General features: G+C 50.4%; 13 protein-coding genes and 1 tRNA gene. 7 read left to right on the forward strand and 7 right to left on the reverse strand.

Going from position 1 to position 13973, the window contains the following annotated elements:
* Positions 1-44 precede the first annotated feature (44 nt).
* Genes METMI_RS0122355 through METMI_RS27605 form a run of 5 tightly spaced genes read left to right on the forward strand, consistent with a single transcriptional unit; the run spans position 45 to position 4772 of the window.
* A complete protein-coding gene (locus tag METMI_RS0122355) occupies positions 45-302 on the forward strand; it encodes a type II toxin-antitoxin system Phd/YefM family antitoxin (protein ID WP_019868531.1) in 258 nt (85 codons plus the stop codon).
* The gene (locus METMI_RS0122360) at positions 302-715 is read left to right on the forward strand and encodes a type II toxin-antitoxin system VapC family toxin (RefSeq protein WP_019868532.1); all 414 of its coding nucleotides are present in this window, start codon (positions 302-304) and stop codon (positions 713-715) included. Before METMI_RS0122355 ends, METMI_RS0122360 begins: the two co-directional genes overlap by 1 nt.
* A 6-nt stretch (positions 716-721) precedes the next feature.
* Positions 722-2308: a class I SAM-dependent DNA methyltransferase gene (locus METMI_RS0122365; RefSeq protein WP_019868533.1), complete on the forward strand. Its 1587-nt coding sequence runs from the start codon at positions 722-724 to the stop codon at positions 2306-2308.
* The gene (locus tag METMI_RS0122370; protein ID WP_019868534.1) at positions 2305-3315 is read left to right on the forward strand and encodes a PDDEXK nuclease domain-containing protein; all 1011 of its coding nucleotides are present in this window, start codon (positions 2305-2307) and stop codon (positions 3313-3315) included. Before METMI_RS0122365 ends, METMI_RS0122370 begins: the two co-directional genes overlap by 4 nt.
* Positions 3312-4772, forward strand: coding sequence for a restriction endonuclease subunit S (locus tag METMI_RS27605; protein WP_019868535.1), 1461 nt, complete (start codon positions 3312-3314; stop codon positions 4770-4772). Before METMI_RS0122370 ends, METMI_RS27605 begins: the two co-directional genes overlap by 4 nt.
* A gap of 362 nt (positions 4773-5134) precedes the next feature.
* Here METMI_RS27605 and METMI_RS0122380 read toward each other — a convergent pair.
* Together METMI_RS0122380 and rep are read right to left on the reverse strand one after the other, a co-directional pair.
* Positions 5135-5211 (reverse strand) — tRNA-Arg (locus METMI_RS0122380).
* Between the two features lie 33 nt (positions 5212-5244).
* The gene (rep, locus tag METMI_RS0122385) at positions 5245-7251 is read right to left on the reverse strand and encodes a DNA helicase Rep (protein WP_019868536.1); all 2007 of its coding nucleotides are present in this window, start codon (positions 7249-7251) and stop codon (positions 5245-5247) included.
* Positions 7252-7404: 153 nt separating this feature from the next.
* Here rep and METMI_RS0122390 point away from each other — a divergent pair, with 153 nt between their 5' ends.
* Both METMI_RS0122390 and METMI_RS0122395 read left to right on the forward strand, forming a co-directional pair.
* Positions 7405-8997 (forward strand): NAD-binding protein, encoded by a 1593-nt coding sequence (locus METMI_RS0122390; protein WP_019868537.1) that lies wholly within the window; start codon positions 7405-7407, stop codon positions 8995-8997.
* A complete protein-coding gene (locus METMI_RS0122395) occupies positions 8994-9695 on the forward strand; it encodes a potassium channel family protein (protein WP_019868538.1) in 702 nt (233 codons plus the stop codon). Before METMI_RS0122390 ends, METMI_RS0122395 begins: the two co-directional genes overlap by 4 nt.
* Before the next feature lie 38 nt (positions 9696-9733).
* Here the strand turns inward: METMI_RS0122395 and METMI_RS25065 are convergent, their stop codons facing one another.
* The 5 genes from METMI_RS25065 to METMI_RS0122420 all read right to left on the reverse strand — a co-directional run bounded on the left by METMI_RS25065 (position 9734) and on the right by METMI_RS0122420 (position 13970).
* Positions 9734-10936 carry a DUF3095 domain-containing protein gene (locus METMI_RS25065; RefSeq protein WP_019868539.1) on the reverse strand — a complete coding sequence of 401 codons (1203 nt, stop codon included), beginning with the start codon at positions 10934-10936 and terminating at the stop codon, positions 9734-9736.
* 81 nt (positions 10937-11017) lie between these two features.
* Positions 11018-11719, reverse strand: a complete 702-nt coding sequence (locus tag METMI_RS0122405; RefSeq protein ID WP_019868540.1) for a YdcF family protein — start codon at positions 11717-11719, stop codon at positions 11018-11020.
* A gap of 75 nt (positions 11720-11794) precedes the next feature.
* The gene (locus METMI_RS0122410) at positions 11795-12067 is read right to left on the reverse strand and encodes a septum formation initiator family protein (protein ID WP_019868541.1); all 273 of its coding nucleotides are present in this window, start codon (positions 12065-12067) and stop codon (positions 11795-11797) included.
* A 62-nt stretch (positions 12068-12129) separates the two neighbouring features.
* Positions 12130-13410 (reverse strand): phosphopyruvate hydratase, encoded by a 1281-nt coding sequence (gene eno, locus METMI_RS0122415; RefSeq protein WP_019868542.1) that lies wholly within the window; start codon positions 13408-13410, stop codon positions 12130-12132.
* Positions 13411-13493: 83 nt separating this feature from the next.
* Positions 13494-13970 (reverse strand): hypothetical protein, encoded by a 477-nt coding sequence (locus tag METMI_RS0122420; protein ID WP_019868543.1) that lies wholly within the window; start codon positions 13968-13970, stop codon positions 13494-13496.
* Positions 13971-13973: the final 3 nt, after the last annotated feature.

A 13973-nucleotide genomic window follows, 5' to 3' on the forward strand; every position in this document is an offset into this window, starting at 1 on the left:
TGTTATAATCTAGCCAGATCAACTAGCCCGCTCAAGAGGTATGTATGCAAACCAAGCAATGGTCGTTGCAAGACGCAAAAAATAAATTCAGTGCAGTAGTCGATGCCGCACGGCAAGGTAAGGCTCAGGTTATTACCCGCCGTGGCGTGCCTTCGGCGGTCGTGCTATCCATTGAAGAATTTGAAAAATTCCAACGATTTGAAGCCGCCGAAGCGCCTTCTTTTATCGACCATCTGCTCACTATGCCTAGCGATGACGGCGAGTTTGAGCGCATAGATGTCCAACTCAGGGATTTTGAATAATGCCTTATCTACTGGATACCGATATTCTGTCAGCCATTCGTCGTAAACAACGTGATCAGAATCTGGAAAAATGGCTGCGTAGCATTAATCCGGCAGATTTTTATCTGAGCGTGGTTACGATAGGCGAAGTGGAACGCGGTATCATCCAGCAACGGCGCATTAATCCAGAATTCGCTGAGGATTTGCAACGCTGGCTAGACACCATTTTACAACGGTACGAACAGCGCCTATTGCCGTTATCCGTTAGTATTGCCCGCCGTTGGGGACAGTTGAGCGGAGAACTGGGGCATAACAGCGCCGATTTAATGATTGCCGCCACGGCACTGGAACATAACCTGACCGTTGCCACCCGCAATACTCGCCATTTTGAACCCACCCAAGTCAGTCTAATTAACCCCTACCTTTATCAATAATGGATTATGACCAACAACGACATCGTTCAAAAACTCTGGAATCTCTGCGACGTACTGCGTGACGATGGCATTAACTACAGCGATTACGTCACCGAACTGGTGTTATTGCTGTTCATTAAAATGGAATACGAAAACACCGAAGCCGGATTGCTGGACAAGCACAAACTGCCCGAAGGTTGCCGCTGGCCTGACCTAAACGCCAAAAGCGGCCTGAATCTGTTGAACGAATACAAACGCATCCTCTTCATCCTCTCCACGGGTAAAGAGATAGCCAAAGACCCTAATGATGACAGCAAAACCATCGAAAAAACCGTCATCACCGACCCGCTGATTTTGGCGATTTACGCCGATGCCCAAACCCGCCTGCGTGAGCCGCGGCATTTAGAACAACTGATAAAAAGCCTGGACACCATCGACTGGTTCAGCGCCCAACGCGACGGCCTCGGCGATTTATACGAAGGCTTGCTGGAAAAAAACGCCAGCGAAACCAAATCCGGCGCAGGCCAATATTTCACCCCACGCCCCTTGATCGACAGCATCATCCGCTGCATTAAGCCGCAAGCAGGCGAAGTGATCCAAGACCCCGCCGCCGGAACAGCAGGATTTTTAATCGCCGCCGATGCCTACATCAAAGGCAATACCGACGATTACTACACGCTGCCCGATAAAGACCGCAGCTTCCAACACACCAAAGCCTTTGTCGGCATGGAACTCGTACCAGGCACTCGCCGTTTGGCCTTGATGAATTGCCTGTTGCACGGCATGGAAGGCGACGACGAAGGCGTAGTGCATTTGGGTAATACGCTCGGTCTGCCCGGCACGCAATTGCCCAGAGCCGATGTGATACTGACCAATCCGCCGTTCGGCACAGCCAAAGGCGGCGGTCGTCCGACCCGCGATTTCACCCATTCCACCAGCAACAAACAACTGGCCTTCTTGCAACACATTTACGGCAGTTTGAAATCCGGAGGCCGCGCCGCCGTGGTGCTGCCCGATAACGTGCTGTTCGAGGCCGGAGTCGGCACTGACATCCGCCGCGATTTAATGCACAAATGCAACCTACACACCCTGCTACGCTTACCCACAGGCATTTTCTACGCCCAAGGCGTAAAAACCAACGTGCTGTTTTTCACCAAAGGCACGACAGAAAACCCCCATCAGGACGAAAACTGCACCCAAAACGTCTGGGTATATGATTTGCGCACCAACATGCCCAGTTTCGGCAAACGCACCCCGTTTACCGACCAGCATTTGCAACCATTTGAAAATTGCTACCACGCCACACCCCGCGAACAAAAACACGGGCAAATCGCCCTTGACGATGAAACCGAAACCCGCTGGCGTTGCTTCTCCCGCGACTGGATCAAAACCCAAAAAACCGATTCCTTAGATATTGCCTGGCTGAAAGACCAAGACAGCGTCGATGCCGCCAGCCTGCCCGAACCGGATGTGCTAGCCGCCGAAGCCATGAGCGAACTGACCGAAGCCCTGCGCGAACTCAACGGCCTGATGCAAGCCTTAGGCGCGGGCGATCAGGCCAAAGTACAACGGGATTTGTTAAGCGAAGCCTTGGCCTTGCAGGAAGAACAATGAACCTGCCAAGCAACCCAGATAACGCCCACTTTCCGCCCGTCTTACAATTAATCCAACACGCCAAATCACGGGCATTAAGCACCGTCAACCAACAATTGCTGGAGCTGTATTGGCAGATTGGTGAGTATTTGAGCAACCAAGTCAGCGAACAAGGTTGGGGCAAAAGTACCATAACAGAACTGGCAAACTGGTTAGCGGAACGCGAACCCAATCTGCGCGGTTTTTCCGCCCAAAACTTATGGCGCATGAAGCAGTTTTTTGAGACCTATCAAGGTAATGAAAAACTCTCACCACTGGTGAGAGTTTTGTCATGGACACATAATTTATTGATACTGTCCAAATGCAAAACCGAAGAGGAGCGAGGTTTTTACCTCAAACTAACGCTTGAACAGCGCTGGTCAAAGCGCGAACTGGAACAACAAATCAACAACGCCTTGTTTGAACGCACCCTGGCCTCGCCATTAAAAGTCTCAGCAGTGTTGAGAGAAATACACCCCGCCGCCCACCAAGTCTTTAAAGACAGCTACCTCTTCGATTTCCTGCACTTACCGGAACCCCATCTTGAGCGGGATTTACAGCAAGGCTTGGTCAGGCATTTAAAAGCATTTCTATTGGAATTAGGCCGTGACTTTTGTTTTATCGGTCAGGAATTCACCGTACAAGTCGGACAAAAAGATTTCTCGATAGACTTGCTGTTTTTCCATCGTGAATTACAAGCTTTGGTGGCGTTTGAACTAAAAATCGACGACTTTAAACCCGCCTACCTCTGTCAACTGGAATTCTATTTGGAAGCCCTAGACCGTGACCACCGCAAAGCCCATGAAGCCGCCAGCATAGGCGTGTTGCTGTGCAAAAACCGCGATCATGACGTGGTGGAATACGCCCTATCGCGCAGCTTGTCGCCCACCGTCATCGCCCAATACCAAACCCGTTTGCCGGATAAAGCCTTGTTGCAAGCCAAATTGGATGAGTTCTATGAATTGGCGAAAATGGAGAGTGGGCAATGAGCCAAGCTGAGAATAATGTAGGTTGGGTTAGCGATAGCGTAACCCAACAAATCCAAGACCAGGGTGCGGAATATCGTGTTGTTGGGGTAATGTCGGGTTACGCTCCGCTAACCCGACCTACGGAACTTCCACAAGGCTGGTTGCATACTAATCTTGGAAGTGTCGTTGATTATGGAAAAGTAGGGAAAGCTGAACCCAATAGCATCACTGACGATACTTGGGTACTGGAGCTAGAAGATATTGAAAGAGACAGCTCAAAAATATTACAACGGTTATATTTCCGTGATCGTCAATCAAAAAGCACAAAGAACAAATTCAAAAAAGGCGATGTTTTATATGGAAAACTCCGGCCTTACTTAAACAAAGTGGTTGTCGCTGATTTAGACGGCGTATGTACAACCGAAATCATCCCGTTATCCGGTGACGAAAACCTAAACAACCTCTATTTATTTTACTGGCTAAAGCATCCAGAATTTTTAGCTTACGTCAGTGAGGTTGGTTATGGTGTAAACATGCCGAGACTTGGCACGAAAGACGGTATTGCCGCGCCATTTGTCTTAGCTCCACTCGCCGAACAACAACAAATCGCCGCCAAACTGGACGAACTGCTGGCGCAGGTGGACACCCTCAAAACCCGCCTTGACACCCTCCCCAAAATCCTCAAACGCTACCGTCAATCTGTCCTTGCCGCTGCGGTGAGCGGAAGGTTATTAGAAAATAGGTATGACGATAACGATGCCATTAAAGCAACTTCATGCTTAAAAAAGTTAGGAAAAATTACTGGTGGGAAAACGCCCAGCAAATCGAACCCTATGTTTTGGACAAACGGAAGTATTCCGTGGGTTTCACCAAAAGATATGAAAGTCTTAGAGATTGACTCTTCCGAAGATACGATTACTGAGCTTGCACTGTCAAAAGGTGGAATGAACGTTATTCCAAAAAACAGTATTTTAATGGTGACACGAAGCGGAATTCTTGCTCATTCGTTCCCTGTTGCGATTACAAAAGTTGAAGTAACTATCAATCAAGATATAAAAGCGTTTATTCCAGACACAAAAAAAATACTCCCTATGTTTGCTTCGATATTGATGCGGGGGCTTACTACAAGAGTTTTGCATGAATGTTCAAAGATGGGAACAACAGTATCAAGTGTGGAAACTACATTGCTCGAAAATTTGGAGTTTTCGCTACCAGCAATCGAAGAACAAACCGAAATAGTCAACCGAGTGGAACAACTTTTCACCTACGCCGACCAAATCGAGCAACGGGTCAAAGATGCCCAAGCCCGCGTCAACCAACTGACCCAAGCCATCCTAGCCAAAGCTTTTCGCGGCGAACTCACCGCCGACTGGCGCGAACATAATCCCGATCTCATCAGCGGCGAAAACAGCGCGGCAGCCTTGCTGGCAAAAATCAAAGCCGAACGCGAAAAGATAAAGCATAAGAAACTAAAGTGATTCAATTGATCTGATTGAAATGACTCAAGTTTTCCTTAAATAGTGTTCATAAAGGGCGAAAAGATCAGCACTTTGATTTTAGCGAGACCGAAGGGGATGTCATTGCACTTATCGCCTTAAACGCTTCCTGCGTTAATGGATGGCGATCAACCAACTCGGCTGTGGCGTTTTGCTGGCTCATTATAGTGGGGCTTAACCCACACGATTACCCACAACTCCCAAAATCAGCGATGATATGGCCTTTTCGCTAATCATATGAGCTGTGATGGAACATGCGGATGAAGAAGAGTTTAAGGATTACGTTAAAGCCCGTTGGACAAAAGGCGGGGAGAAACTGATCTAATTTTTTATTAGAAGGGAAATGGCGCGCCCGAGTGGATTCGAACCACCGACCACAGCCTTCGGAGGGCTGTACTCTATCCAGCTGAGCTACGGGCGCGTAGCCGGGCATTATACCCGCTACGCGCCAAAATTACGACAACATTGTCTTTAAACTCGCCAAACTCGCCTTGCCGCGTTCTTTTATCACTTCTGGCGACAGTTGTTTTTTGTTGACCCATTCCAAATCCGCTTCCGGTAACTCATTCAAAAAACGGCTGGGTTCGCATTCGCTGATTTCGCCGTAACGCTTACGGTGGGTGCAGTAGCTGAAGGTGAGCGTGCGTTGGGCGCGGGTGATGCCGACGTAGGCCAGGCGGCGCTCTTCTTCTATCGCGCCGCTTTCGACGCTGTTTTGGTGGGGTAGGATGTTTTCTTCCATGCCGATCAAAAACACATGCGGGAACTCCAAGCCTTTGGCGGCATGTAAGGTCATGAGGCTGACTTGGTCGCTGGCTTCTTCCTCTTGGTTGCGTTCCATAATGTCCATCAGCATGATTTTGGAGACGATTTCCGCTAACGGTTTTGCTCCGCTGTCTTTGTTGTCTTTGGCTTCGATGCGTTTTAGCCAGTCCACCAATTCAGAAACGTTTTTCATTTTGCGTTCGGCGGATTCTTTGGTTTTGCTGTTTTCGCGCAGCCATTGTTCATAGCCGAGTTGGGCTATCATTTTTTCAATCACAACAAACGTGTCACCACGCTCGATGTCCCCGGCGGTTTCCAGCACCCAATCTTTAAATTTACCCAGTCTTAACCGCGATTTTTCCGATAGCGATTGCATCAGGCCAAATTCGCTGCTGGCGGCGAACAGGCTGATGTGGCGTTCGTTGGCGTAGGCACCGAGTTTTTCCAAAGTGGTCGGGCCGATTTCGCGGCGCGGGGTGTTGATGATGCGCAAAAATGCCGCGTCGTCGTCGGGGTTGACGAACAGGCGCAGATAGCTCAACACGTCTTTGATTTCAGCGTAAGCAAAAAACGAGGTGCTGCCGCTGATGAAATAGGGAATGTTGTTTTCGCGAAAGGCTTTTTCAAACAGCCGCGATTGGTGGTTGCCCCGGTACAAGATGGCGTAGTCTTGGTAACGGCTACCCGTGCGGAATTTGTGGTGGATGATTTCCGAAACAATTTGTTGGGCTTCGGTGGCTTCGTCTTTGTGGCTGAGGACGCGCAAGGGGTCGCCGTAGCCTAACTCACTCCAAAGCTTTTTCTCGAAGGCGTGCGGGTTGTTGGCGATCAGGTGGTTGGCGACTTTTAATATGCGTCCGGTCGATCGGTAATTTTGTTCCAACTTAATGACTTGCAGGCGGGCAAAGTCTTTTTGCAGTTGCGCGAGGTTTTCCGGTTGTGCGCCGCGCCAGGCGTAGATGGATTGGTCATCATCGCCCACGACAGTAAACCGCCCTAACCTGCCCGCCAGCAATTTCACTAATTGGTATTGGGTGACGTTGGTGTCTTGGTATTCGTCCACCAATAAATAGCGGATAAGGTTTTGCCATTTTTCCAACACGGCGGGATGGGCTTGGAACAGCAACACGGGCATCAGGATCAGGTCGTCAAAATCCACGGCGTTGTAGGCTTTCAGGCTACGGATGTAGTCGGCGTAGAGCATCGCGGACGGCAGTTGTTCGGCGTTGGCAATCGCCACGGCCTGTTCCGGCGTGACGAAGGCGTTTTTCCATTGCCCGATGTGCAGGGAATAGCGGTCGATGTGGTCAATGTCGTGATTGTTGCTGTGGTTGACCAGCGTCTTCAACAACGTTTGTTTGTCTTGCTCGTCGAACAGCGTGATAGCGGCTTTGTAACCTAGCGTAAGATGTTCCCGGCGCAGGATGTCCAAACCTAAGGAATGGAAGGTGGACACGCGCAAGCCACGGCTGGCTTGGCTGTCCAACAATTTCGAGACACGGCTTTGCATCTCCCGCGCGGCTTTGTTGGTGAACGTCACGGCGGCGATATGGCGGGCGGGCGTACCTTGTTTGACGAGGTAAGCGATTTTTTCGGTGATGACGCGCGTCTTGCCGCTACCCGCACCTGCCAACACTAATAAAGGATGGTCTATGGTTTTGACAGCGGCTTGTTGTTGGGGGTTGAGTTTGGACATTTGTGTGTTAAGTAATTGCTATTAAGCCTTTGAATACGTTATAAAGAACAATCTGTTATAAAACAGCTGAAAGGTACGCACAGCGTACCCTACATGAAGTCGCTCCATACCAGTTTACCTTAACTTTTCCAATAACCTGCACGTCAACAGACTATGCCAGCACGACTGCTCGTTTATCTCGCCTATTTTCTAGCATCATCCACGCATTACCAACACACCAAACAGTTTTTTTACGACTTGTTGGAAAACCCCAACAGCCGTATGAAAGCCTATTTTGATGTGTTTATGATTTGCTTGGTGATGGCTAGCGTGTTTTTGCTGATTTATGAGGTGGACACGCCGCTGACGCGCATGGATATGCTGTTTGAACAAGCTATCGTGGCTATTTTCATCTTGGAATATCTCCTTAGGGCCTGGCTTTACAATGACTGCCATAAGGTCATCATCGGGTATCACGAACACACCCAATACCTGAAAATCCCGTTCCGCTCCACTAAAGCCCTGGGCATGGTCGTAAGCAAAAAAATCGACTACCTGTTCACGCCTTTAGCCATCATCGACTTACTGGCGATCCTGCCGAGTTACCGCCCGTTGCGGATACTACGTGTCTTCCTTATCTTTCGCCTGTTCAAGCTGCTGCGCTATTTCGATAGCATCAAATTGTTCACCGAAGTGCTGGCCAGCAAGCGTTTTGAATTATTCACCCTGTTGATCTTTTTAAGCTTTGTCGTCATGATCGGCAGCACCGCCATTTACCTGTTTGAAAAGCCCTCAGGCAATCCGCAAGTGAAGGAACTGTTTGATGCCGCCTATTTTACGATAGTCACCGTGTCCACGGTCGGCTATGGCGATATTACCCCGCATTCCACGGGCGGGCGGCTGGTGGCGATGAGCCTGATTTTAAGCGGCTTGGGCGTGTTCTCGTTCCTGACTTCGATCCTGGTGTCGGGCTTTAATGAAAAAATGCACGTCATGCGCGAAAACCGCACCTACTCCGAACTTAAACGCCATGCCCATTATGTGATCATCTGCGGTTTTGGGCGGGTCGGAGAGCATATCGCCACGCAATTGGCAAAAGACCGGCTACATTTTGTGATCATTGATACCGATGAGAAAAACGTCCAGGAGGCCAAGCAACGCGGTTATCTGGCGATCCAAGCGGACGCCAGCAAAAATGATGTGCTGCGCAATGCGGGGATCAACAATGGCGCGACGGCGGTTTTCTGCACTACGGGCAATGATGTGGTGAATGTCTACATCACCTTGAGCAGCCGCTACCTGAACCCGGACATCCGCATCATCTCCCGTGCCAATCAGGAACACAACGTCAACAAACTCTATCAGGCAGGCGCCAATGATGTCATCCAGCCGTTTGCGATTGCGGCGATGGTGGCGGCGGAATACATCGGCCAGCCCGTGGCTTTTGAAGCGATCCAAGGCATACTGCGGCAAGAAAACCAGTCGGGTATGGAAGCGGTTGCCGTGCTCCCGGGTTCGGCATTGGTTGACAAAAGCACTGGCGAGCTGGATTTTGCCCAACGCAAACTGATACTCATCGGTGTCATCAGTTCCCATTTAGCCCATCAGCGCCATAAAAACCGCTACCGTGTGAACCAACAGCATTTTTATTTTAATCCTGCCCCGCATTTTGTATTGCAAGCCGGCGATTTGTTGGTGCTGTTAGGCCGCAACGTCAGCATCGGGCATTTCCGCAGCCAATTTCCGGGTAAAAAACATCGGCCATGAAACGTATAGCGATATTTGGCTACAGCATTATGTCAGTGGCGGTGATGACGCGGCTACGCGACGATAAATACCAACTGCTGTTCGTGGGCCAAGACGAACAGGAAGCGATGCTGATGGCGGACCAAGGTTTCACCTCGCAAGCTATTGATTTCCGAAACGACGACGAATTGAAAGCCATTGGCATAGGTAGGGACATTGACGTCATTTTCTGCTTCTTCCCCGCCGATTCCGATAACGTGTTCCTGACGATTTCCGCCCGTGCCTTGGATGCCAGTTTGACCATCATCGCCGTAGTGGACGATCCCGAATCTGCCGACAAATTGCTCGCCGCAGGAGCGGATAAAATCATCGACCCGCATGAGATTTGCGGCCGCAAAGCCCATGAAATGCTGGCCCGTGCGGACATCTCCACGATACTCGACAACACGGTGTTCGGCCAGCATGACCTGAACATGGCGCAAATCGAAATTCCGCCGGGTTCTTTTTTGCAAAACCAAGCCGTCAGCGGCTTGAAATTGAATGCCAATCATAACTTGATTTTGTTGGGCGTGGTGGATAAGGAACTGGGGAATGGGCTGCACCTTGCCGTTGGCGAGCAAGAACATTGGCTGGCTGAAGGGGATGTGCTGGTGGTGTTAGGTACGGCGGCGGGGATCCGGGCGTTTAAGGAAGAGGTGGCGCGAGTTTCTGGCGGCTGACATTAATTTGCGGCTAGGGATAAGCAAAGGCTCCCGGCCTATGCTACGGTTTGCTTGCCGGCCAGGTGCCGCTTCTGGTTTTTCATCTCTTGCGCCGCCAGCGCATAGCCGCCATTTGCGCCATCCAAAAAATGCACATGGTGGTTGCCGTAATCGGAGATGATGCAGGTTATCAATGCGGTCGGCGCCGCGTGGAGGCCAAACGCAATTTTGCCATCCTGATGCAATTGTCCCAACACTTCCCGTAATTGCTGGCGTTGGGCCGCCGTCCCAGAAATGACCATACGCAACACATCATCAAATTTCCGGTAGTCGGTGTTGGCGACCAGCATTTGTTTGTACCGGCCCCAATTTCCGGCCCTTGTTTTTAGCCGCAAGCCCATGAACAGCCTCCCCAACAGCACCCGGAACGGCAGTTTGAACGCGTATAACCAGCGTTGCCAGCCCGATTGCCCCGCCGTCCTGATTTTGATCTCAGCAGACAAGTTTTTCGGGGAAAGGCTAAGCGCAAGCCGGTTTTCCCTAAGCGGGTGGTGGCACCCCTCATTGCCATAGATTTGGGTGATATGTCCTGAAATCGCCTGATAAACCGCCTGTTCCGAGGCTTCCTCGGTTTCCAGGCATTGCACCAGCAGGGTGATGATCTCTTCATGGGGACTGGCAATTTCATTCCAGCGGCATTCAAAGCCGCTAAAATCGCCTTCCGTGTGCAATTCTGATTCCGGCACTAAGAAGGGGTTGTTGGGGCTTTGGCCTTTGACCAAAGCTTCCGCATAAGCAATGCCACTGCCGGCAAACATAGCTTGCTGGTAAGTGGCGTAAGGCCGGTATTTGCTTACCCGCACCGTATGCCCGCTTGCCTCAATGACCTGCATCGGCACCATACCAACCCGCAAAGCCAGGCCAAATTGCCCCGCCGCCATATCCCGAGCGGCCTTTAGCGCGGATGCGACAGGCTCTTGTTGGGACGGCGGAATGCAAAACGTCGCACCGTCACCACCAAATATGTAGGGGATATTCAGGGGTTTTGCGGCGTTCAGCACGGCGACGATAGAGGCTACCCCTAGCGCATTAATGTCTTTGTAACGGCCATCTTGGATGGCGCGGGTCGAATCCACCACATCAGTAATGACCACCAGCCAATCCGATGGCAGCGGCGTGTAGCGGCCGATCTGCGAAAAGGCATGGAAGTCGGTGAATCCGGCAAGGTTTTCGTAGAAATCATCATTAATGGAAGCCATTATCCATACCTTTTTAAAGGCCAAGCCCTAGGATTACCCAACGAGGCTTGTCCATACCCTTTTATCCATGATGGCCATCGCTTAAGCCCCACACGAGCCATAGCGCACAAGATAATGAATAAAGGCGGCAGTCTCGCGCAATGACGAATAGACATCCCGGAGTTCAAAAAAATCGGCGTGCGCCGAATACACATTAGGGAGATGGCAACGTTGGAGAATGAAACGGGAACGGGGCAAGTGGTAATACTGGGAAACCACCAAGACACTGTTGAAATGGTGCCGCCTGGCAAGCACCGAGGTGTTCCGCGCACTGGCAAAGGTAGTATTGCCATGGCTATCAACCAGGATGTCCGTGGCGGACACACCCTGCGCCACGAGGTAAGCTTTCATCACCGCCGCTTCATCATGGCCTTCTTTACCCACTGCACCGCTGGTGATGATGGTGCGGAAATAACCGGAGCGGTATAAGGCCAAGGCCTTATCCAAGCGCGCTTGCAAACGCGGGGAAAGCGTGCCGTCCTGGTTGACGGTATTGCCCAAGACCAAACCGGCATCGGCATAACCTAACCGGTCTTGCAAACCATCGGCGATGATAAACAGGGTGCAAAGCAAACTTGCCGATAGGCCTAAGCCGACCAATGTTACCGCCTGTTTAAGCCAGTTTGCCCATGGCAACGTGATGATAAACAGGGTGCAAAGCAAACTTGCCGATAGGCCTAAGCCGACCAATGTTGCCGCCTGTTTAAGCCAGTTTGCCCATGGCAACGTTAAGGGATAGCTCATTAAATTGGGTTTGCCGCAAAGTGGCCACTTGGATTAATAATCCCAAAATGGGTTGCCAAAAGCCCGGAACCTTGCCTATTCGAGCACTTGAAAGAACGTTTCGTCCGCCCGGATCATGCCCAGTTCGTCTCTGGCCCGTTCTTCTAAAGCTTCTTGGCCTTTGCGTAAATCTTCCACTTCGGCGTAAAGCGCTTCATTGCGCTGTTTTTTTTCTTCAACCAGTTGCTTTAATTCGGCCAATTGCTGTTCACGGCCTTTAAGCTCGGCAATGCTGCCATTTTCAGGATCCCATAAACGGTATTGAAAATGCGCAATCAATAACACAATGATGACGAGCAGGATTTTCATGGCGTGCCTTAAAATAAAAATCCGGGGCAACCGGGCTATGCCAATTGCCCCGAATTAGCTAATTACAGCATTTTGAACGCGCTACGGCCTGCATAAACGGCCAACTCGCCTAATTCCTCTTCGATTTTCATCAGACGGTTGTATTTGGCGACACGGTCAGAACGGCTCAAAGAACCGGTTTTGATTTGGCCTGTGCCAGTGGCGACCGCCAAGTCGGCGATGGTGGTGTCTTCTGTTTCGCCGGAACGGTGTGACATCACAGCGGTGTAGCCCGCAGCATGTGCCATGTCGATAGCCGCCAAAGTTTCAGTCAAGGTACCGATTTGGTTGACTTTGATTAAGATGGAGTTGGCGATGTTCTTATCGATACCTTGTTTCAAAATTTTTGGGTTGGTCACAAACAAATCGTCACCGACCAATTGGATTTTGCCACCCAATTTTTCGGTCAGCAATTTCCAGCCGTCCCAATCGTTTTCGTCGAAACCGTCTTCGATGCTGATGATCGGGTATTTGCTGACCCAATCGACGAAGAAGTCAGCCATTTGCTCAGAGGTATAGGTTTTGCTTTCTGAGGCCAAGTCGTAGATGTTGTCGGTGTAGTATTCGGACGCGGCGGCATCCAAACCTAAGAAAATATCGACACCGGGTTTGTAACCGGCTTGTTCAATCGCTTGCAGGATAACGCTGATGGCTTCTTCATTAGAAGACAAGTTTGGCGCGAAACCGCCTTCGTCACCAACCGTCGTTGCCAAGCCTTTTGATTTCAAGACTTTCGCCAAGTTATGGAACACTTCCGCGCCGTAACGGATGGCTTCACGGAACGATGGCGCACCGACGGGCAAGATCATGAATTCTTGCAAATCCACGCTGTTGTCAGCGTGTGAACCGCCGTTGATGATGTTCATCATCGGTACTGGCAAGATGAATTTACCGGTTTTGTTCAAGTGGCGGTACAAAGGCACACCCGCTTCTTTGGCAGCGGCGTGGGCGGCAGCCATAGAAACCGCCAACATGGCGTTGGCACCCAAACGGGCTTTGGTTTCAGTGCCGTCCAGGGCGATCATTTTGTTGTCGATGCCGGCTTGGTCAGCAACATCCATGCCGACAATCGCGTCACGGATTTCAGTGCGGACATTGTTGACCGCGTTCAATACGCCTTTGCCCAAGAAACGGCTTTTGTCGCCATCACGCAATTCAATCGCTTCACGCTCGCCAGTGGACGCGCCGGATGGCACCATCGCGCTGCCGATAATGCCGGATTCTAAAATGACATCGGCTTCTAAAGTGGGGTTGCCACGGGAATCTAAAATTTCTCTGGCTTTTATGTCTACGATTTTGCTCATGTTTTGAATGGCTCCAAGGTTGGTGATCGGATGCGGCTTAACCGCATTCGGGGTTTAAAAATTTTTCAATGCTGTTTGCGGGTTTAATCGTCCGAACGTTTCGGGATTAAGGATTTGATTTGTAAATGATGGCCTTTAGGGGTTGGCTTAAAACTAAAGTCCACTATATGTCGTTCATCATTAGGGTACAACTCGTCTTTGCGCCTCATCAGCTCCGCCAGAACACGCAGCATGACTATCGAATCGGGCGGGTCTTGATGCAAAGTTGGCGCATTGGAAAAAGCCGCAATATCGTGTTCGAACCGCTGGTTAAAGCCAGGTAATGCATCCAAAGCCGACAGTAACTTTGACTGGCGCCCTTCAAGATCAGTCGACAAGGCAATATTCCAAGCGGTGACCGCCATGGTTATCAGATTATGCTGGCTATCAAAGTCTAGCGCGTCGGTATCAAACGGTTCGCATAAATGCAAGATGGCCTCGGATAATTTGACCTTGTCATATTTTTGTACAGTAGCTTGTTGTAAGCGTTGCTGATGTTTTTTGCGGCTAGCTTTGCCCATTTG

Origin of the sequence: Methylovulum miyakonense HT12 (genome assembly GCF_000384075.1) — a bacterium.
GTDB lineage: Bacteria > Pseudomonadota > Gammaproteobacteria > Methylococcales > Methylomonadaceae > Methylovulum > Methylovulum miyakonense.